The organism is Peribacillus sp. FSL K6-1552 (genome assembly GCF_038005205.1).
Classification (GTDB): domain Bacteria; phylum Bacillota; class Bacilli; order Bacillales; family DSM-1321; genus Peribacillus; species Peribacillus butanolivorans.
The window spans coordinates 4,326,088-4,347,028 of the sequence record NZ_JBBOST010000001.1; the positions used below are offsets into that span (position 1 = coordinate 4,326,088).

Consider the following 20,941-nt stretch of genomic DNA (forward strand, 5'->3'; position numbering starts at 1 on the left):
CAGGGACGAGCTTAATAATCATAATCATTAACCCGCGGTTCCACCCTCGTTTCACCTTGCTTTTCACGGCAAAATGACACTTGTAACTTGGTAACGGCAGCTTCCCGTCAACTCATAGTCGCAATCTAATTGCTTTCCGAGCCGAAGTTTAAAGGTGGTAAGTGATCTATGCGAATAGGAAGCTTACAGCCTTTTGGCTCCCCTCTCTGAAAATCGGCGACTAGAATACCCGTGTCCTCATCATAACTTTTGTTTTTAATAGTATGTAGGAAATTATAATTTGTTATACGGTGAAAATCAAGGTTAATTTTCTGTTTTGTTCATTATCCCCAAAAAAGATTATTCAAACGCCTTCGAAAATGCTGAAAGCGGCAGGACAGTCGCCCGCTCCTCGAAAATCCGCGCCATTGTTTGAATTAGGCCTTCTTCCTTGTCATCGGTATAGATGTACAAGTTTTCCGGAGCAATCGATAACAGCGGGGCAAGTATCACCGTATCGAGAAAAAGTGAACTTTTGGCAAGGAGCCGCCTGTCAATCATACTATTGATTTTTGGACGGTCAAGCTTGCTGAATTCCTGATCATAGAATTGAAAACCGTCTCGATTGACAAGATGAAGCTTTGGTAATTTCGACTCCTGCCCATGCAGGCAATCACGGAGCGTAGCAATAAAATTTTGATAGTCCTGTTCCAACTTATATTCATCAATCGCCTTGACCACATACTTTTCCAACGTGTGCTGAAATGATTTTAAACGGAAAGTCGTAAAAGAATCGAAAGAAAAAGACACTTTCCCCGCCAAAATGCTTTGAAGCCCTTCCTCAATCAATTTTTTTTCCGTACTGAATAACATCCCTTGACACCTAGCTCTTTCTCCTTCAATAATCGATGATGCAATTTCGGTAATCGCTTCAATTTCTTCTCGTTCTCTATAGAAAAATTTACTAATTATGATTTGTTCAATCACAGGAAGCATCTTTTCTTCCAACAAAAAAGAATGAAATACTTCACTGAGCAGGATTAGCCATTTATCACCTACTGACTCTGTCATATCCACATACATACCTTGTTGTGGAAGAAATCGAATGTATGGTTGAAATTCTGCCCCTAACGGATGGACAGAAACTAAATTCAGTAATTTTAATGCCTCTGAATCATTTTGAAACGAAATTTGCACTACGACATCCCCCCTTCCCCCTTGCTTCTTTTTTCATGTATATGGGGATAGGGACTTGTTTAGAAGTAGGATAAGGCTTGTAATAGAAAAAAGTGACCTCTAATAAGAGACCACTTTCCACTATCTTCTCCGGTTTATTCCATCAAGCTTGACCGGTTCTGCTAAATATTGAATTCTTTCCAATACTCTGGCCGCTTTCACTTCTTCCTTCTCACCGCGCTGTGAAAAGGTTAAGTGATTTTCAAGGCCATTCATGTCAAAATTCGAAGTGAAAAACGTAGGCAGGTTTTCCAGCATCCTAAATTGCAAAATTGGCCCAAAGACTTCATCGCGTCCCCAGCTTGTCATAGACTCGGCTCCGATATCATCCAGCATAAGAACAGGTGCCGTTTTGACCATTTCAATTTTCTCATTGACGGTATTATCGCCAATCGAGCCCTTTAGTTCTCTTAAGTAGTCCGGTACATAGACGATTAGTGAGGATATTTGCCTTTCAGCGAGTTCATTGGCAATTGCCCCCAATAAATAAGTCTTGCCAACGCCGAACTTCCCATAAATATATAATCCTTTTTGTCTTTTACCCGGCTCATACTCCATAATGAATGACATCGCTTTACCTAAAACGCCTAAACGTTTGTTTTCATCATCCGTTTGTGAAAAGTCTTCAATCGTAGCCTTTAAAATATCCTTTGGCACATAAAGACTGCGAATCAATTTTTCGCGTTTTCGCTTTTCATCCTCTGCCAATTTCCGCGGACAGATTTCATAATTCAAATTAAGGGCCTTCCCTTGAACAACCAGTTTGGGATAATAGCCATGCATCATATTGATACAGCCATCCAAACTTGGACATTTATCACACTTATTACTTTGCGAAGTAAATTCATAAAGCTTCCCTAAGTTTTTATCAATCATTTCCTTCGTAACAGTCGAACTATTGGCATTCAAAAATAGCCGCACCTGTTCGTCTTCAAAAATTTCCTGTTTTAACTTTTCATAACGCTCCTGAAATTGGTTTGTATTAGCCAATTTATTAAGGGAACTATTAATCTTTTCCATCGTTCATTTCACCTCCAGCTTTCCACTGCTTCCATTTCTCCTGAAGCTCGCGTTTCTGTTCATTCAATTCAGGCTGATCCACTTTCTGCTCCTGCTGTGTTTCTTCTTTTTTCTCAAGCCATTCGGGAACCACTTCTTCCCGAATCGTCTTTTTCCGACTGCCTTTTGCAACGTTTCTGCTTCCCTGAGCCCAATCCTGATATTTCCGGTGCTCTTTTTTAGCTAGTTCCATCGCTTCGATGACATTAGACACCTTCAGACGTGCCCAATGGCCCGCCAGTTTTTCCACATAGCCCTTTGTGAATTTCATATCTGTTTTGAGCATAACATATTCAATTAAGACATTGACGACCCCCGGATTTAGCTTTTGGTTGATCATCACACCTTCTACCACTTTCAAATCACCGCTGGATGGCTCTGCACCGCCTGACAACTGCATCAGCCGGTCGCGCGGGGAAATCGTCTCCAAATGACGGATTAGCTCTTGCTCCTGCGTTTTCGGTTCTTCTTTTTGTGTTCGTTCACGTATCGGCTGCACGCGATTGACAAGGGAAGGCATATCGGCCTGTCGCTCGATTTGGTACCAGTCCCTTGCCGCCTTTCTTAATATTTCCTCATCGATCTCATCATCCAATGAAACGGCATCCATAACTAGTTTTTGCATTTCAAGCGGATCAATGCCATATAAAAAGGCAAGTTTGGCAATCGTACTTTTTATTTTCGGAGTAAAGGCCTTTTTCGGCACGATTGATGATTTTATTCCGGCTAACAAAAGGTCAAAATCAAATAAGCCGTCAAATCCCGATGGCTCGACTCCATCCGCTCGATTGATATATTGCTGTTCGGGCAAAGGTTTCCATTCGTTTTTCGCTTCATCTGTTACATACAAGGAGTCCAAATGATCTGATGAAAACACCTCTGCAAAAGATTTTGTCACACTTTCATACTGATCCGTTAAAATGTGATCATCGCAAAAGAATCTCTTTAACCGGTTAAATTGTACTTTGCCAATTTTTTTGTATAAGTATATATTCAGCATACCATCAGTGAAAAACTGTTGAGGGGACAGCGGCGAATTTAATTCGTAAATAAATTCCTTCGTATCTTCTTTCGATTTCTTATACACATTCAGCAGTCCGATTCCCTCAAGCAAAAGGCGTGCTTCGTAGATATCGCCTAATTTAAGGCCAATTGTATTCATTAATTGATAATGTGAGGAAGCTTCCGACCAGAGCCGATTTTCCTCTAACTCACTCCATAACGTCATGTATAGGCTAATACAGATCGGTCCAATAAGAGGTTGATATAGTCGGGTTAGTATTTTCCGATCATAATCATGAAGCAGCCCCGCAGATGAAACCAAGTATGAATCCGCTGGGAGCAATTCTTGCCAATGCATTGACATCTCCATTCAAACCTTTCAAAAGATGTAGTGAAAAAAGAGCCAAAGTAAATCTTCAGCTCTACTTTCTTTCTTTATTTATTAAATCTTTCAATTCATCAATAAAGACGTTAATATCTTTAAATTGTCGATATACGGAAGCGAATCTAACATAGGCAACCTCATCGACTTCTGCCAGTTTGTCCATCACCATTTCGCCGACATTGTCACTTTTCACTTCTGCGATGCCCTGGTTGCGTAATTCCTTTTCTACATAACTGGTAATTTGCTCCAATTCCTTTAGTGGAACTGGACGTTTTTCGCAGGCCCTGATTAAGCCACGTAGGATTTTATCACGACTGAACTCTTCCCGTGTCCCGCCTTTTTTCACTACAATCAGCGGCGTTTCCTCTACCTTTTCAAATGTCGTGAATCGAAAACCACATGCCTCACATTCACGGCGTCGTCGAATCGATTTACTTTCATCGACTGGCCTGGAATCGAGCACTCTTGTTCCATTATATTGACATGATGGGCATTTCATCATTATCAGCTCCGTATTTTATGTAGGACTCCCCTATCTAAATGTTCCCCAAGGATTTACTTTTCTATCTCAATCTTATATTAAAAGGAACAACCAGTACAAGTAAAAAGTGTAACTTCCAACAGTAGGCACTTTTTTGAAGGAGCGTTATCAGAGTCTTTATGCTTTTTACTAGTCACAATCTTTAGTTTAAAGCGGGCTTGCTAATTTATTGCATTAAAAAAGAGATGCACCCATGGCATCTCTGTGTATACGTTTTTATAGGGCACTTATATTGGCTTTTTTCATTTGTACCGGACCTAATCCACGTGGAAGTTCAATGTTTTCACGTGTTTGCGCATTCAAAGCTTCAGCAATATAGTTTGCCGCAATATTCGGATCCAAATTACCACATGTATAGACATCAATGCTTGCATAGCCGTGTTCTGGAAAACTGTGAATCGTTAAATGTGATTCAGAAATGATGACAACCCCACTTACTCCTTGTGGAGCAAACTTGTGGAATGCTACTTCGCGAACCTCTGCACCTGACTTCAAGGCAGCATCAACAAAAATCTTTTCAATCAAATCAATATTGTTCAGTTTTTCAAAGTCACAACCCCAAAGTTCAGAAATGACATGTCTACCCATTGTTTCCATAGTGTAAGCTGTTTCCATTTTATGCTTCCCCCTTACCATGATTAAAAATTACATAACTTCTAACAACTACCACGGGGGAAAGTTAGTCCAAAGAGGTCCTAACCCTTTAAGTAGCCATCATGCAAACTCTCTTTTGAAGAAGTTCACGATTCATAGTATATATTGTTTGATTTTTTTTTGCAACTGCCATTTTGAATTTTTGGCAAGATAATGTTTATACGAAAAAAATGTAAGGGCTTTCTTAATGGAGTCCTTGCCCTTTGAATCATTTCATAGCAGTTTATCACTTCGCAAAAAAAATTTCACATAAACCGCTAAAAATAGAATTAAAAATTCGCTAAAAATAAACCCGAGCCCGCTAAAAGACTCAGCAGACTCGGGTTTATTCAACTAATTAGCAGATAATTGAACTTCTGAAGTTTTTTTCAACTCGGAAGCTACTAAATTTACAAGATCCACTACACGGTTTGAGTAACCCCACTCGTTATCATACCAAGCAAGGACTTTCACTTTTCTATTCCCAATCATCATCGTTGATAGACCATCGATGATTGCAGAGTGCGGATTAGTTTTGAAGTCACTCGAAACAAGAGGTTCTGTCGTGAATTCCATAATGCCTTTAAGTTCATTTTCTGATGCGTCAATGAATGCTTGGTTCACTTCATCAATCGTTACATCATGATTTAAGTCCACAACAAGATCGACTAAAGAAACGTTAGGTGTTGGTACACGTATCGCCATACCGTGAAGCTTGCCTTTTAATTGAGGCAAAACTAGAGAGATGGCTTTAGCCGCTCCTGTTGTCGTAGGAATGATACTTTCTGCAGCTGCACGAGCACGTCTTAAGTCTTTGTGCGGGTTATCGATATTATTTTGGTCATTTGTATAAGAATGAATCGTTGTCATTAAACCGTTGTCAATGCCGAATTTTTCATCGAGCACTTTCGCAACTGGTCCAAGGCAGTTAGTTGTACAAGATGCATTGGATATAACAAAATGCTTGTCAATTTCTAGCGCTTCCTGATTCACGCCCATTACAATGGTAACGTCTTCATTTTTACCCGGAGCGGATAAAATAACTCTTTTTGCCCCTGCATCTAAATGAAGAGCCGCTTTAGAACGATCATTGAATTTGCCCGTAGCTTCGATTACAATATCTATGTTCATCTCTTTCCAAGGCAATTGCTTTGGATCGCGGTTATTGATTAGTTGTACACGGCGGCCATTCACTACAAGTGAATCATCTTCCGCTACAATTATACCGTCGAATTTACCATGGATCGTATCATATTTTAGTAAGTGGGCTAAAGTTTCAGCAGGATAGCTTGCATTAATGGCAACAATGTCCAAACCCTCATCTAATATGGCCTTTCGGAAAACCATTCTTCCAATTCTCCCAAATCCGTTAATCGCTATTCTTGAATTCATTGTTCGGACCCTCCTGAAAATATTAATGTTATACTTATTACCTCTCATATGTAATTAGTATAACATAATTGAGTGCAATTGTGCTAATAAAAATGCGGATTGTTGTTATTTTTTCAAAATAAAAGGAAGAAACCATAAGGCTTCTCCCTTTTTTCTCATTTATAAGACATTCCAATTGCAAAGTACGGTTTTAACCTGCTTCTTTGTTTCCTCAAGATTCCCATTATTATCAATGACCGCATCCGCTAAAACTTTTTTATCAGCTAACGGCATCTGTGAATGAATTCTTGCAAGTGCATCTGTCTCTGATAATCCATTCCGGTTCATTAAGCGTTCCAATTGAACGCGCTCATCTACATATACCAATAGAGTCTTTTCAACCATGAATGTTAACTTACTTTCGAATAGGAGCGGAATATCCATAAATACCGTTTCTTCCCCAGCAGCGAGTGCCTTTTCCGTTTTTAGACGCATCCACTTCCTAACAGCAGGGTGCACGATACTATTTAAAAGCAATCTCTTTTCTTGATCATGAAATATAATAGACCCTAATTTCACCCGATCAATATTGCCATCCACCAATAAAATATCTTCACCAAAAGCTTTTACTACTTGATGGTAGGCTTCTTCACCTGGCTCTACGACTGCACGGGAAGCCACATCTGCATCTACAATCGTGAAACCGAGTTCCTGTATATAGAGGCTGACGCTGCTTTTCCCGCTTGCAATCCCCCCGGTGATTCCAATGATTTGTCCCATAAGCTCCCCCTTTTAAATCCATTATTATAACTTGAATACACCAATTAAAATCAATAGCACGCCCGGAAGAAAGGTTAACTGCTGCACAATTTTATTATTTGAAAGCAATTTCCCGCTTTGAAGTCCGCTCCAAATGAAGATTGAACTCATTACAGCGATGCATATTGCGAGAATAATCGGAGAAATCCCGATCATAGCTGCTCCAACTCCAGCTCCGAACGCATCAAGCGAAAGTGCAAACCCGAGAACAAGTGCTTCAATACCAGTAATTGTTCCTGATTTGTCAAAATCAGCATTCAATGGTTTTTGTAAAATATTTATGACTACTCCAAGTGATTTAATTTCAAAGTTAAAGATGATTTTTTCATGATATCTCTCGTCGTTCAATTCCTTATCAGGCTTAAAATACTGGTATACCATCCAGGCACCAAGAAAAATGAGAATGATGCCCCCAGTTTTTTCAGCCGCTCCGACAGAAATAAGCTGACTGATGAACTGCCCGATGACCATCGCAATGCCTAAACTCAGTGCCGAACAAAATGAGATGACCGCTATTGACTTTAAGGGGATTTTCATCTTTCGCATACCAAATGTCAAACCTACGCCAAAACCGTCAATACTTACTGCAAAAGCAAGAAAAATAATTTGTAGCCACATCGGAATTATTACTCCTTCCCTTCTCGTTGCTACCCTAGTATATGGAAGGAGCCCATCCGATGTGTTTGAAAAAACATTGACTACTTAAGTCGCTGACACAACGGGCATATATGTGTGCCGCGTCCGGCTACAACTAGCTTTTCAAGTGGTGTACCGCACGTTTTGCAGTTCTCTCCTTTACGTCCGTAAACATTAAGTTCTAACTGAAACATGCCGATTTGCCCTTGAGAGTTAATGTACGAACGAATCGTACTTCCCCCTTTTTCCACCGCTTCACCTAATGTTGCAATGATTTCGGAATGCAGCTTTTTAATTTCCTCTACCGTAAGTGAAGAAGCTATTCTCTCTGGATGAATCCCGGAACGGAATAAAGACTCGTCCACATATATATTTCCAATTCCAACGACAACAGTTTGATCTAGAAGAACTGGTTTAATCTTCCTACTGGTTCTTGCCAGCTTCGCACTAAGCCCCTCGACTGTAAACTCTTCTGATAGCGGTTCAGGACCTAAATGCGATAATGGCAACTGCTCAAGTTCTTCCCCTTTTGTAAATAAATGCATCGTCCCGAACTTCCGGACATCCCGGTACCTAAGTTCACTGTCATCCGTAAAAGTAAAAATAACATGAGTGTGCTTATCATACGGCTCTTCTTTTGGATGCACTCCGTATTTCCCTTCCATCCTTAAATGCGAAACCATTGCATAATCATCCAGTGTGAAAATGAGGAACTTGCCTCGACGGCCTATTCGCTGAATTGTCTGCCCTCTTAAAGCATCCTGAAACTGTTCGACAGGTTCAGGTGCTTTAATAATCTTAGGCCAGAAGACGGACACTTCCTTGATTTCTTTTCCAAGTACGAGCTGCTCTAATGTTCTTCTGACTGTTTCTACTTCAGGAAGTTCTGGCATTACTAATCACCTATCTTTTATTATTTGGCATCAAACCATGTTGGCCCGTAAGCATAATCCACTTTGAGAGGCACATTTAATTCAATAGCATTCTCCATTTCCTCTGGTACGATTTTCTTAAGGATTTCGAGTTCTTCCGGAGGTGTTTCAAAAATTAATTCATCATGCACCTGCAGAAGCATTCTCGTTTTTAGCCCCTCTTTTTTCAGACGCTTATTCATATTAATCATGGCAAGCTTGATGATATCTGCTGCACTGCCTTGAATTGGCGTGTTCATGGCTGTCCGTTCGGCAAAACTTCTAATGTTGAAATTACGGCTTGTAATCTCAGGAATATAACGCCTTCTTTGCAGCAAAGTCGTACTATATCCTTTTTGACGAGCTTCATGTATGCTTTCTTCCATATATTCCTGTACACCAGGAAAGCTTCTTAAATACTTCTCAATGAACTCTCCCGCTTCTTTTCTAGTAATGCCAAGGCTTTGTGAAAGTCCGTAGTCACTTATACCATAGACAATCCCAAAGTTAACCGCTTTTGCTTGGCGTCTCATGTTCGAATTGACTTCCTCTGCTGATACATGGAAAACATCCATCGCTGTTTTTGTATGGATATCCATCCCTGCCTGAAACGCTTCAACTAGGCCGCTATCATTGGCGATATGTGCAAGTACTCGTAACTCAATCTGAGAATAGTCAGCAGCAAAAATAATCCAATCCTTTTCAGAAGGGATAAACGCCTGCCTGATTTTCCGGCCTTCCTCTAGCCTGATTGGGATGTTTTGAAGGTTAGGATCTGTCGAGCTTAATCGGCCGGTCTGAGTCAATGCTTGGTTGAAACGAGTGTGTACCTTATCTGTTTTCCGATTGACTACTTTGAGCAAGCCTTCAATATAGGTGGATTGCAACTTACCAAGCTGACGGTAAAGTAAAATTTCTTTCACAACATTATGCTGGCTCTCCAATTTTTCCAGCACATCAGCTGACGTAGAATAGCCTGTTTTAGTTTTCTTCAATACTGGAAGCTCCAACTTTTCAAAAAGAATTACCCCAAGTTGTTTCGGTGAATTGATATTGAAAGCCTCTCCAGCCAGATCAAAAACTCGCCCTTCGATGGTTTTTAATCGAATAGCTAATTCCTGCCCCATGTTTTTTAGTCGTCCAATATCTACCTTAACACCCTGCCACTCCATATTAGCCAAGATAATGGACAAAGGCAGCTCAAGTTCCGTTAACAAATGGTATTGCTCAAACTCCTGCAGCTTTTCAACCATAGGTTCTTTTAAAGAAAAGATAGCCTTCGCTTTTCTGGCGATATGATCTCTCAATTCAGATTCTTCGGGTACCTTGCGTTTTGCACCTTTTCCATAAAAAATATCATCGGTTTCAAGACGTATGGTTCCTTGAGTTTTCGTGATTTCGGCCACTTCATCCACTGACTCTGCAGGATCTAGGATATATGATGCTAAAAACACATCAAAATCAATGCCTTTTATTTCGACTCCTCGATGGCGCAGTGCTACAACCGTGCGCTTTGCGTCAAAAACCGTTTTCTTTTTTGTCTCATCTTCTGCCCAAGATTTAAATATATCTGAAGTCAGTGCCGTCTCACCATGGAAGTAAAAATGGCCATTTTCATTGCTGACGGCTATTCCAAGAATGTCTGCATGATGATAATTATCTTCTAAGATTTCAACATATAAAGCACTTCCATCAGCAAACAACTCTGCAGTCATTTCCGAAGTGTGAACCTCAATTTTTTCTTGTTCAATCGGTACACTTTCTGAAACATCCAATTTATCGAGCAGCGTGGAAAAACCAAGCTCTTTATAAAATGAAATAACCCTTTCCTGGTCCATTCCGTTGTACTCGGTCTCATTGACCATAACTTGAATTGGCGCTTCCCTTGTAATCGTCGCAAGCTCTTTGCTTAACAAAGCAAGGTCTTTATGTTCTTCAATTTTTTCCTTCAATTTTTGACCGCTTACCTCATCAATCGAACGCAGCAGGTTCTCAACCGTTTCAAATTGGTGTAATAATTTAAGTGCCGTTTTTTCACCAACTCCCGGTATGCCAGGAATATTATCGGAAGCATCACCCATCAACCCTTTTAAATCAATGATTTGCAGGGGTGAAAGGCCGTATTTTTCATGTATATGCTTTGGTGTATATTCCTCAATTTCAGTGATTCCCTTTTTCGTGATTGAAACCGTCGTACTCGGGGAAGATAATTGGGTTAAATCTTTATCACCGGAAATGACTTTTACCTCAAAACCATCTCTTTCCGCCTGTAGAGACAGTGTACCGATAATATCATCGGCTTCGTAATTTTCCAATTCATACCTTTTTATTTGGAAACAGTCGAGCAACTCGCGGATAAAGGGGAATTGCTCGGATAATTCAGGCGGTGTTTTCTGGCGTCCACCCTTGTATTCTTTAAATGTCTCATGTCTGAATGTCGTTTTACCGGCATCAAAGGCCACAAGAATATGCGTTGGCTTTTCTTCTTCAAGAATGCGGTTAAGCATCATGGTAAATCCGTACACCGAATTCGTATGTACACCCTTATCATTATTCAAGAGCGGAAGCGCAAAAAATGCGCGGTAAGCAATACTATTTCCATCTATGAGTACTAACTTTTTATCCAAATTCGTCTTCCTCCAGTCACACAGGGTTATGTAGTTCAGCTTCTATTTATAAACGCAAAAAGCCGTGCATTTTCTTTCTCTATTCTACCATGAGTAGAAGTGGAAAGAAAAATGACGGCGACTATGCTATTTTGTATTTCCCATTAACAAGCTAGCGTACGGTGAATCTGATGGCAGAACGATGACCGTTTGATCACCAATCGTTTTTTTATAAGATTCAAGCGTCCGGTATAGTTTATAGAAATCAGGATCTTTGGAAAACGACTTATTATAAATTTTCGCTGCTTCCCCTTCTCCCTCAGCCCGAATCACTTCTGCATCTGCCTCTGCAGTCGAAAGCAATTCTTTTACCTTTCGATCAGTATCCGCAATAATTCGGTTTTTCTTCGCATCTCCTTTGGATAGGTACTCTTGCGCTTTCGATTCGCGCTCGGAAATCATCCTTTTAAAGACGGATTCTTCATTTTCCGCAGGCAGATCCGTCCGTTTTATCCGGACATCAGTTAGGCTGATCCCGTAACTGTCCTTTTGTAGCAGTTCGTTAACTTTCTCCGTAATACGGTCGTTCAAACTTCCCCTCGATGACTTCTCATCATTAATAATTTCATCATAATTCAACTGACCCAACTCTGAACGTACTGCCGAATAGATGAACTCTTCCATTCTCGTTTCCGCATTCTCGAGTGTCCTTGCATTGGTGATCAATTTTTTTGGGTCCTCTATCCTCCAGACCGCATAGTTATCGATGAGCATCCGCTTTTTATCTTTTGTATTGATTTCCGCCTCTGACACATCAGAACTCATTTGATATTTTGGCAGGGTAACCACACTTTGAATGAATGGTACCTTCGCCTTTAATCCTGGGGTTTTATCGATTCTAACCACCTCACCAAATTGGCGGACGACTTTATATTCACCCTCCTTGACGATATACACATTGGTGAAGATAATCAGCAGCAACACGATAAATATAATGAAGAAAATCCCTATTTTAACATAGCCTCCCCAGTGAAAATTACCTTTCCTCATCTCATTAAAATCAATTACTTTTCCGCTCATTGTTTGGTGCCTCCTTCCCCTGTCGCTTTTTCTTCAGGTACAGACTCCTTCTTCGTTTCTTCTTCAGGAATAGGCGTTTTTTTCGTTTCCTCTTTTTCTAGTGAGCGAAGTGGTAAGTACTTCATTGTATTTCCATCATCATTCATGATATAAATCTCTGCATTCGGCAATACTTCTTCAAGCGTTTCAATAATAAGACGGTCTTTTGTAATACCCTTATTGCCTTTATATTCACTATATAATTTTTCAAAGACCGCTACATCCCCACGAGCAGCCTCCGTACGAGCGGCTTTATCACCATTTGCTTGTGAGATAATGGCATCTTTTTCCCCTTCAGCTTCATTAATACGTTTGTTTTCATATTTATCCGCTTCATTTTTTTTCGTATTCGCCGTTTCTCTAGCATCTGTGACATTCGTAAAGGCTTTCCGCACTTCTTCATTCGGTAACTCCACATCCTGGAGCTTAACCGCAGATATTGATATGCCTACATCATATTTCTCCATTAACTGTGTTAGCAGTTCCCGGACATCTGCTTCAATTTGTGCTTTACCGGAAGTAAGTGCATCATCAATTTTCGTGCTTCCGATAATACTTCTTAAAGCAGCGGAAGTGGTGTCATATAAAATTTTCTCTGGATCATCTGCATTGTACAGGTATTTTGGTGGGTCTGTGATTTTCCATTGAACCACTAGGTCAGCAAGAACAATATTTTCATCCCCCGTAATCATCTTGGTCTCTCTCGGATAATCTGTTACCTCTCCATTCTCCTCCTTGTATCCAAATTTAAGACTGAATGTTTCTTTCGATAGTTTTTCAACCGACTGAATCGGCCAAGGCAGCTTAAAGTGAAGGCCTGGTTCTGTAATCGTCTGCTCTACCTTACCAAACGTCATAATGACAGCCTGATCGGATTCATCTACCGTGTACCAGGTCGATATCGCAACTACACCAAAAATTAAAATAAGAAATACTAGTCCTGTGATTGTATATATCCTTTTTAAACTGACGATATGTATCACCCCTTATTTGCCGTTATATCTTATTTACGCAAGGAAGGGTCTAAAGTTTCATAAAAATCAAATATTTTCCTAATGAAAATAGTATAGAAGGTAGGTAAAGAGGAATATAGACAAAAGAAAAGACAGAGACTTAGTGTCTCTGTCTTCGCCTAACTCCTTGGATGAGGGGTTGTACAACCATTTTAACCCTCCATTATGAAGTCAGTTTAAAGAAATTGTAAAGGACATGTAAATTCACACAATTCCTACACTTTTCCTTTTAAGCTTTTATTTAACGTTACCGTAAAAGTCGTACCCGACCCCGGCGTACTTTCTACTTTGATTTTACCTTTATGGACTTCTATAATATGCTTGACGATAGCGAGTCCGATGCCTGTTCCTCCTGAATCACGACTCCTTGCCTTATCAATGCGATAAAACCGTTCAAAGATTCTTGGAAGTTCTTTTTCTTCAATACCGATACCGCTATCTTGGACTATAATATCCACCGTTTGTTCATTTTCAGTGACGTTCACGGTGACCCACCCTCCATTTGGTGTATATGTCAACGCGTTAGTAATCAAATTTATGAAAACCTGTTTGATCCTGTCTGATTCCCCTTCAATAAAAACAGGTTCCGAAGAAGCTTTTATCTCAAGAGAAACTTCTTTTTCCTTCAATTTACCAATAAGCATCTCTTGTATATCACCAAGGACATTTGTAATATCCACGTCGCCCGTTTTTAAAACAAATTCCTGTTGCTCCATTTTTGATAAATTAAGAAGTTCCTGAATGAGTTCTTGCAGCCGATCACTTTCTTTCAAAATAATGGATAAAAAGTGCTTCAATGTTTTTTCGTCTTTTAAAGCCCCATCGAGCAACGTTTCTGAAAAGCCTTTGATAGAAGTAATCGGTGTTCTCAGTTCATGGGATACATTGGCCACAAAATCCTTCCGCATTTGCTCGAGCCTTTTCAATTCGGTAATATCATGGAAAATGAGGAGAATCCCCTTCCATTCGTCATGAGTACCGATAATCGGAGCCCCGTATATCTCAAAATGCTTACGTTCAATGGCAAGTGGTATTTTCACTTGGCGTTTTATTGTCTTTTCCGTCCGGAAAATTTCTTCTATTATAGAAATGACTTCTTGATCTTTAATGACCGAGTAAAATACTTGAAACAAAAACGTAGCCGAGTTTACACCGAAGCTTTTTTTGAATTCCCGGTTAATTAGGGTCGTATAGCCTTTACTGTCAATTAATAGGACACCACTACCGATATTTTCAACCAGTGTTTCCAAACGATCCTGATTCATTTCCCTCGCCGTTTCTGTTTCCTGTAAATTCCTCGCTAATATGTTTAGCGAAGTGGTGAGCATCCCTGTTTCATCAGAGTGTTGCTCGAATGTCCGAGTTCTATAATTCCCCTTTGCCAATTCAATGGCTGCCATCGTTGCTTCCTCAATCGGCCGGGTATAATAAGAAGTGATTTTACTCGCAAGCATGAGGATAATGATCAAGGCTACCCCTAAACAAATGATCAATATTTGCCACATTTGCTTATTAACTTGGTGGATGGCCTCTATTTCGTTGCTATGAACGACAAATCCTTCAATTTCTCCATCCTTTTCAACCGTTTTCCAATAATAATGGAGATCCGATTCTCCCTCGATAACTTCATATCCTTCTTCTTGCTTAAGACCTTTTTCCAAGATGATCTTTCGAAGGATATTTGCATGGTTTTTATGTAGCTCATTTGACGATGTTGAATCGTATAAAATCTCTCCACTCGCTGAGAGGATGGTTAAGTTGGAATCTAACAGGGGTGTTAATTTTGCCGTTTTCCCTTCTTCCAAAAAGGAGGTGATCCCCCCATGCTCCTGAATATATGTAGAAATGAAAAATGTTTCGTTCTGTATACGCTCATTAAATGTTTTAATATAATAACTTTTGAACAAATGTCCCAATAAAAAGCCCACGGCCATCATGACGACCATCACCAACATGATGAGAGTATAAAGAAGCTTTTTACGATAGGTGGTCATTCTTTTTTGGCTCCTCAAGCTTATAACCCAAGCCCCTGATCGTTTTGATATAAAGAGGTTTTCTTGTATCTTGCTCTATTTTTTCACGAAGGTGGCTAATATGGACATCCACGATTCGCGAATCTCCTGCAAAATCATAATTCCAAACCGCACTTAAGAGCTGATCTCTCGTTAAAACTCTTCCTTTATTCTTTGCAAGGTATAAAAGTAATTCAAATTCCTTTGGAGTTAATTCTAATTGTTGTTCATCAAAGAATGCTTCGTAACGTTCAGGATAGACTTTCAAGCCGCCTAATTTTAGGAACCCATCTTCCTGATCAAGATTTGTTTCACTGCCATTCGATTGAAGCTGGGATCTTCTTAGTATTGCCTTAATTCGGGCAACTACCTCACGCGGACTAAAAGGTTTGGTTAAGTAATCATCCGCCCCTAGTTCAAGACCAAGCACTTTGTCAAATTCATCGTCCTTAGCTGTCAGCATCAAAATTGGTATATTGATTTTTTGCTGACGAAGCTGTTTACACACTTCAAGCCCATCCATTTTAGGCAACATCAGATCCAATACGACTAAATCCGGTCGTATATCCACAGCAGCCTGCAGACCTTCTTCCCCATCTAAAGCTGTAACTACTGAATAGCCTGCCTGTTCTAAATTATACTGAAGTAAGGTAACTATTGATTGTTCATCATCCACTACGAGAATTTTCTTTGACATTAGATCCTCCTGAATTATGTATTACCCCTGAGACTTTTTTCAGTCTACTCATCCAACTCTATTATAAAGAATATTATATGAAATTTACACATAAAAAAAACATCATTGAAAAGTAATCCTACCATTAGCAGGGATCATCGTCTCCTTTATGGTTATTAAACATGGATTAATTAAGTCCCGGTTAGAAACGGCCAGAAAAAAAACTGCCCGGTTGGATGGGAGGATATGGCCTTAGCTTAGCCTTCCCTTCCATTCTTCCGGGCAGTCTTATTAAGATGCTTTCAATGTCTCTTATTGTAAAACTTGCATTACTGCTTTAACTGATTCAACTGATTTAGAAAGTGAAGCTTTTTCGTCTTCAGTTAATTCAAGTTCGATAATTTGTTCGATACCATTTGCACCTAGTACAGTTGGCACGCCAAGGTAGATTCCTTTGAATCCGTATTCGCCTTCAAGGTAAGCAATAGAAGGTAGAACGCGACGTTGGTCTTTAAGGATAGCTTCAGCCATTTCTACTAGAGCTGCAGCCGGTGCATAATATGCACTTCCGTTTCCAAGAAGGTTAACGATTTCTCCGCCACCAGTACGTGTACGAGCAACGATTGCTTCTAAACGATCTTGAGGAATCAATGTTTCCAAAGGAATTCCGCCAGCGTATGAGTAACGTACTAGAGGAACCATATCGTCACCGTGTCCACCAAGAACGAAACCAGTTACATCTTTAACAGACAGGTTTAATTCTTGAGCTACGAAAGTACGGAAACGAGCTGTATCAAGTACACCAGATTGTCCAATTACGCGTTCTTTAGGGAAACCTGATTCTTTATAAACAGTGTATGTCATTGCGTCTACTGGGTTTGTTAAAACGATGATGGTTGTATTTGGAGAATATTTAACCACTTCTTTAGTTACAGATTTCATAACTTTTTGGTTAGTTTGAACTAAGTCGTCACGGCTCATACCCGGTTTACGAGCGATACCAGCAGTGATGATGACTACGTCAGAATCAGCTGTATCTGCATAGTTAGAAGTACCGATGATGTTAGCGTCAAAACCTTGAACTGGAGCTGCTTCCGCCATATCAAGTGCTTTACCTTTTGTTGGGTTTTCAGCTTGTGGAATATCAACTAAAACGATATCACCAAGTTCTTTTTGAGCTGCTAGGAACGCTGCTGTAGCACCAGTGAAACCAGCACCAACTACTGTAATTTTTTTGCGTTTAGACATGTCATTTCCTCCTTAAAATATGTAAATATTTTTGGAAACTTTTAACGTCTTTATCCACACATATATATAAAGCTCCCTGAAAAAGAAGACCGTATCGGCTCTTTTCCAGAAAGCATCATAAGTAATTATTTAAGGTTTTTGATAAGTTCGTCAGCGAACTCAGAACATTTAACTTCTGTTGCACCTTCCATTAGGCGGGCAAAGTCATATGTTACAACTTTAGAAGCAATTGTTTGTTCTACTGATTTTGTGATGCTGTCTGCAGCTTCGTTCCAACCAAGGTGTTCAAGTAAAAGAACGCCTGAAAGAAGAACTGAAGATGGGTTAACTTTATCAAGACCAGCGTATTTAGGAGCTGTTCCATGAGTTGCTTCGAAGATAGCATGTCCAGTTTCGTAGTTGATGTTTGCTCCTGGAGCAATACCAATTCCGCCAACTTGTGCAGCAAGTGCATCAGAAATGTAATCTCCGTTTAAGTTCATTGTTGCAACAACATCAAACTCTTTAGGACGAGTTAGGATTTGTTGTAAGAAGATATCAGCAATAGAATCTTTAACGATGATTTTGCCTTCAGCTTCAGCAGCAGATTGTGCTTTGTTAGCAGCTTCAGTGCCTTCAGCTTCTTTAATTTGATCATATTGGTTCCAAGTGAACACTTTCTCAGCGAATTCTTGTTCTGCAACTTCATAACCCCAAGTTTTGAATGCGCCTTCTGTAAATTTCATGATGTTACCTTTATGAACAAGAGTTAATGATTTACGGCCTTCTTTGATCGCATAGTTAAGTGCAGAGCGAACAAGACGTTTTGTTCCTTCTTCAGAAATTGGTTTAATACCAATACCAGAAGTTTCAGGGAAACGAATATTTTTAACACCGAATTCATTTTGTAGGAAATCGATTAATTTTTTCGCTTCGTCAGAACCTTTTGCATATTCGATACCAGCATAGATGTCTTCAGTGTTTTCACGGAAGATAACCATGTCAGTGTCTTCAGGACGTTTAACTGGTGAAGGTACACCGTCAAAGTAACGTACTGGACGTAGACATACGAATAAGTCTAATACTTGACGCAATGCAACGTTCAATGAGCGGATTCCGCCACCGATTGGTGTTGTAAGAGGTCCTTTAATAGCGATTAGATATTCATTAATGACATCAAGAGTTTCTTGTGGAAGCCATTCGCCTGTTTGGTCAAATGCTTTTTGTCCAGCTAAAACTTCTTTCCATTCGATTTTCTTTTCGCCATTGTATGCTTTTTCAACAGCTGCGTCTAAAACGCGTGAAGCTGCTGCCCAGATATCAGGACCGATTCCGTCTCCCTCAATGTAAGGAACGATTGGGTTGTTTGGTACGTTAAGAGCACCGTTAGTAACTGTGATTTTTTGGCTTTGTGTCATGTCTCTTTACCTCCGATTCAAATTCAAAGGTTAGCTGGCCGCTTAATTTAAGCAGAACCACTAACCTTTTTTACTCACATCTATTAATTTACTACAAAATCGATGAAATAAAAAATAAAATTTCGAAAAAACTTTTATCTATTCAAAAATTATCGGTTTTCAATCGGTACGTATTTTTGCATACCTGGTCCAACATACTCTGCACGTGGACGGATCAGACGGTTGTTTGAATATTGCTCTAGGATATGAGCAATCCAGCCTGAAGCACGGCTTACAGCAAAGATTGGTGTAAATAGGTCATGCTCGATACCTAAACTGTGGTATACAGAAGCAGAGTAGAAATCAACGTTTGGTGGAAGATTTTTTTGACCAGTTACAATTTCATGAATTTTGATAGACATATCGTAGTATTGTGGTTGACCAGTAAGTTCAGTCAATTTTTGAGACATTTCTTTAAGGTGTTTAGCACGTGGATCACCTTTACGGTATACACGGTGGCCAAAGCCCATGATTTTTTCTTTATTAGCTAATTTTTCGTTGATATAAGGCTCAACGTTTTCTACAGAACCAATTTCTGTAAGCATTTTCATAACTTGTTCGTTAGCTCCGCCGTGAAGAGGGCCTTTTAATGCGCCGATAGCAGAAGTCACGCCAGAATAGATATCAGATAATGTAGCCACACAAACACGTGCAGTGAATGTAGAAGCGTTTAATTCATGGTCAGCATGTAGAACTAATGCTTTGTTGAATGCTTCTTCTTCGATTGCTGTTGGTTCATTACCGCTTAACATATATAAGAAGTTAGCAGCAAAGCTTAGATCAGTACGTGGTGCAACCGCTTCTTTTCCTTGACGGATACGAGCGAAAGTTGTTACCAATGTAGGGATTTTTGCTTGGATGCGGATTGCTTTACGATAGTTAGCGTCTTCACTCATTACATCTGCTTCTTCATCATAAAGACCAAGAAGAGATACTGCTGTACGAAGAGCTCCCATTGGATGTACTTTATCAATTGGGTATGTTTTGAAATGATTAACCACTTCAGCTGGAATTGCAGCATTTTCAGCAAGTTGTTTAGTTAATTCTTCTAATTGGCTTTTGTTTGGAAGAGCTCCATGCCATAAAAGATAGATTACTTCCTCGAATGTTGCGTTTACAGCTAAATCATCGATATCATAACCTACATACGTTAACGTATCATCGATAATAGAGCTTACTGATGAAGTTGTTGCTACCACACCTTCAAGACCTTTTGTTGCTGTCATACTAAATCTCTCCTTTTCCTAAGTATTCCCCTATGCCCTTGCTTATTGCGTATAAATATAGCGCTTCCAAGAAATTAGCTATTGAATACAACCATCTATTTTTTAGCAGAAGACATACATCTTGTATTGGAAGCGTTCACAGAATATGACCCCAACAATAGTAAAATGTACGATAATCCTTTATACGAAATTCTAAAAATAATGCTTGTAGCTATTCCTAGTGAGCGCTTGCTCAATAACTACATCTCTTTTTAAGATTCCTCAAAAATATCAATGATATTCTGAATCCTATTTTTAATAAATCAGAGCAGTTACATGATTATTATAAACAATAAACACTTTTTTGGGAATCAAAAGCACCTAAAATGTGAAAAAATTATTATTTTATTAGAAAAATTAGCTACATATTCTCTTGCTTTTTTTAATGGGATCCAAAACGTTTTTTTGAAAATTTGTTACAAAGCAGAATAATCGAAACATTAAATAGAATTTTTTCATTTCCGCTCTTACAATCCATTCTATCATTTACCATTTTGCTCATTTAAAAAAATCAAAGATTTGCATGCATAGATAAGCAATTCCTGCCCCAATTAACGGTCCAACAGCGACACCTTTGAATAATGCGACCGCAAGAATCGTCCCAAAAACAAGAGCCGTTGTAATATGCGGATCATGTGAAAGGAGGGTAATTCCATTTTTCGCTATAAGTGCAACAGCTATTCCAGATGCGAGCGCAATCCAGGCATAAGGTGACTTTATGGCGTCACCGAGTTCCTTGAAACCAATCGCTCCATTTGCAATGGGGATTAGCACTGAAATCGTAATGATGGTGACGCCTAAGTTGATCCCTTTCGCTTCTAAATATGGAAACACTTTTGTATCAAGGCCGATGAGTTTCATGAGTAAAAGAAAACCCGCAGCCGCAATCAGTGATGTGTTTTTTCCAACCCAACCGATAACTGCAAGTAAAATTAAAAATACGACAGGACCGTTTATCATTCTCCCTTCACCTTCTTTCTTTTTGTTATTTTAA

Annotated in this window: 18 protein-coding genes; all 18 read right to left on the bottom strand. The window is 39.5% G+C overall.

Annotated features, from left to right (window positions below; translation table 11 throughout):
- Window positions 1–339: 339 nt before the first annotated feature.
- The gene (gene ytxC, locus NST21_RS20845; protein WP_053347255.1) at window positions 340–1,176 is read right to left on the bottom strand and encodes a sporulation protein YtxC; all 837 of its coding nucleotides are present in this window, start codon (window positions 1,174–1,176) and stop codon (window positions 340–342) included.
- A gap of 120 nt (window positions 1,177–1,296) precedes the next feature.
- Window positions 1,297–2,235, bottom strand: coding sequence for a primosomal protein DnaI (gene dnaI / locus NST21_RS20850; protein ID WP_053347256.1), 939 nt, complete (start codon window positions 2,233–2,235; stop codon window positions 1,297–1,299).
- The gene (locus NST21_RS20855; protein ID WP_340890994.1) at window positions 2,222–3,634 is read right to left on the bottom strand and encodes a replication initiation and membrane attachment family protein; all 1,413 of its coding nucleotides are present in this window, start codon (window positions 3,632–3,634) and stop codon (window positions 2,222–2,224) included. The genes dnaI and NST21_RS20855 overlap by 14 nt, the downstream gene beginning before the upstream one ends.
- A gap of 64 nt (window positions 3,635–3,698) precedes the next feature.
- On the bottom strand, window positions 3,699–4,160 hold the full coding sequence (gene nrdR, locus NST21_RS20860; RefSeq protein WP_053347258.1) for a transcriptional regulator NrdR: 462 nt from the start codon (window positions 4,158–4,160) through the stop codon (window positions 3,699–3,701).
- Window positions 4,161–4,418: 258 nt separating this feature from the next.
- Window positions 4,419–4,799 carry an adenosylmethionine decarboxylase gene (gene speD / locus NST21_RS20865; protein WP_053348147.1) on the bottom strand — a complete coding sequence of 127 codons (381 nt, stop codon included), beginning with the start codon at window positions 4,797–4,799 and terminating at the stop codon, window positions 4,419–4,421.
- 390 nt (window positions 4,800–5,189) lie between these two features.
- Complete coding sequence (locus NST21_RS20870) at window positions 5,190–6,227, bottom strand: glyceraldehyde-3-phosphate dehydrogenase (RefSeq protein ID WP_340890996.1); 1,038 nt, start codon at window positions 6,225–6,227, stop codon at window positions 5,190–5,192.
- Between the two features lie 159 nt (window positions 6,228–6,386).
- Complete coding sequence (coaE, locus tag NST21_RS20875; protein ID WP_340890998.1) at window positions 6,387–6,986, bottom strand: dephospho-CoA kinase; 600 nt, start codon at window positions 6,984–6,986, stop codon at window positions 6,387–6,389.
- 24 nt (window positions 6,987–7,010) lie between these two features.
- Window positions 7,011–7,643 carry a sporulation membrane protein YtaF gene (gene ytaF / locus NST21_RS20880; protein ID WP_056529288.1) on the bottom strand — a complete coding sequence of 211 codons (633 nt, stop codon included), beginning with the start codon at window positions 7,641–7,643 and terminating at the stop codon, window positions 7,011–7,013.
- A gap of 80 nt (window positions 7,644–7,723) precedes the next feature.
- Window positions 7,724–8,554 carry a DNA-formamidopyrimidine glycosylase gene (mutM, locus tag NST21_RS20885; RefSeq protein WP_340890999.1) on the bottom strand — a complete coding sequence of 277 codons (831 nt, stop codon included), beginning with the start codon at window positions 8,552–8,554 and terminating at the stop codon, window positions 7,724–7,726.
- Between the two features lie 20 nt (window positions 8,555–8,574).
- Window positions 8,575–11,199 (bottom strand): DNA polymerase I, encoded by a 2,625-nt coding sequence (gene polA / locus NST21_RS20890; RefSeq protein WP_340891000.1) that lies wholly within the window; start codon window positions 11,197–11,199, stop codon window positions 8,575–8,577.
- A gap of 126 nt (window positions 11,200–11,325) precedes the next feature.
- Entirely contained in the window at window positions 11,326–12,258 is a 933-nt protein-coding gene (gene hflC, locus NST21_RS20895) for a protease modulator HflC (RefSeq protein WP_053347264.1), read from the bottom strand.
- Window positions 12,255–13,271 (bottom strand): FtsH protease activity modulator HflK, encoded by a 1,017-nt coding sequence (hflK, locus tag NST21_RS20900; protein WP_340892594.1) that lies wholly within the window; start codon window positions 13,269–13,271, stop codon window positions 12,255–12,257. The genes hflC and hflK overlap by 4 nt, the downstream gene beginning before the upstream one ends.
- Window positions 13,272–13,525: 254 nt before the next feature.
- Window positions 13,526–15,304: a two-component system histidine kinase PnpS gene (gene pnpS / locus NST21_RS20905; protein WP_340891001.1), complete on the bottom strand. Its 1,779-nt coding sequence runs from the start codon at window positions 15,302–15,304 to the stop codon at window positions 13,526–13,528.
- Complete coding sequence (locus NST21_RS20910) at window positions 15,288–16,019, bottom strand: response regulator transcription factor (RefSeq protein WP_201186155.1); 732 nt, start codon at window positions 16,017–16,019, stop codon at window positions 15,288–15,290. Before NST21_RS20910 ends, pnpS begins: the two co-directional genes overlap by 17 nt.
- Window positions 16,020–16,310: 291 nt before the next feature.
- On the bottom strand, window positions 16,311–17,246 hold the full coding sequence (gene mdh, locus NST21_RS20915) for a malate dehydrogenase (protein ID WP_056529302.1): 936 nt from the start codon (window positions 17,244–17,246) through the stop codon (window positions 16,311–16,313).
- A gap of 125 nt (window positions 17,247–17,371) precedes the next feature.
- On the bottom strand, window positions 17,372–18,643 hold the full coding sequence (icd, locus tag NST21_RS20920) for an NADP-dependent isocitrate dehydrogenase (protein WP_053347268.1): 1,272 nt from the start codon (window positions 18,641–18,643) through the stop codon (window positions 17,372–17,374).
- A 149-nt stretch (window positions 18,644–18,792) separates the two neighbouring features.
- Entirely contained in the window at window positions 18,793–19,908 is a 1,116-nt protein-coding gene (gene citZ / locus NST21_RS20925) for a citrate synthase (RefSeq protein ID WP_053347269.1), read from the bottom strand.
- Between the two features lie 537 nt (window positions 19,909–20,445).
- Window positions 20,446–20,907: a DUF441 domain-containing protein gene (locus NST21_RS20930; protein WP_053347270.1), complete on the bottom strand. Its 462-nt coding sequence runs from the start codon at window positions 20,905–20,907 to the stop codon at window positions 20,446–20,448.
- Between the last annotated feature and the right edge of the window lie 34 nt (window positions 20,908–20,941).

Excerpts from the sequence above, each read along its gene's own strand:
- dnaI (WP_053347256.1), bottom strand. The coding sequence starts at position 2,235 with ATGGAAAAGATTAATAGTTCCCTTAATAAATTGGCTAATACAAACCAA.
- NST21_RS20855 (WP_340890994.1), bottom strand. The coding sequence starts at position 3,634 with ATGCATTGGCAAGAATTGCTCCCAGCGGATTCATACTTGGTTTCATCT.
- nrdR (WP_053347258.1), bottom strand. The coding sequence starts at position 4,160 with ATGAAATGCCCATCATGTCAATATAATGGAACAAGAGTGCTCGATTCC.
- speD (WP_053348147.1), bottom strand. The coding sequence starts at position 4,799 with ATGGAAACAATGGGTAGACATGTCATTTCTGAACTTTGGGGTTGTGAC.
- NST21_RS20870 (WP_340890996.1), bottom strand. The coding sequence starts at position 6,227 with ATGAATTCAAGAATAGCGATTAACGGATTTGGGAGAATTGGAAGAATG.
- coaE (WP_340890998.1), bottom strand. The coding sequence starts at position 6,986 with ATGGGACAAATCATTGGAATCACCGGGGGGATTGCAAGCGGGAAAAGC.
- ytaF (WP_056529288.1), bottom strand. The coding sequence starts at position 7,643 with ATGTGGCTACAAATTATTTTTCTTGCTTTTGCAGTAAGTATTGACGGT.
- mutM (WP_340890999.1), bottom strand. The coding sequence starts at position 8,554 with ATGCCAGAACTTCCTGAAGTAGAAACAGTCAGAAGAACATTAGAGCAG.
- hflC (WP_053347264.1), bottom strand. The coding sequence starts at position 12,258 with ATGAGCGGAAAAGTAATTGATTTTAATGAGATGAGGAAAGGTAATTTT.
- pnpS (WP_340891001.1), bottom strand. The coding sequence starts at position 15,304 with ATGACCACCTATCGTAAAAAGCTTCTTTATACTCTCATCATGTTGGTG.
- NST21_RS20910 (WP_201186155.1), bottom strand. The coding sequence starts at position 16,019 with ATGTCAAAGAAAATTCTCGTAGTGGATGATGAACAATCAATAGTTACC.
- mdh (WP_056529302.1), bottom strand. The coding sequence starts at position 17,246 with ATGTCTAAACGCAAAAAAATTACAGTAGTTGGTGCTGGTTTCACTGGT.
- icd (WP_053347268.1), bottom strand. The coding sequence starts at position 18,643 with ATGACACAAAGCCAAAAAATCACAGTTACTAACGGTGCTCTTAACGTA.
- citZ (WP_053347269.1), bottom strand. The coding sequence starts at position 19,908 with ATGACAGCAACAAAAGGTCTTGAAGGTGTGGTAGCAACAACTTCATCA.
- NST21_RS20930 (WP_053347270.1), bottom strand. The coding sequence starts at position 20,907 with ATGATAAACGGTCCTGTCGTATTTTTAATTTTACTTGCAGTTATCGGT.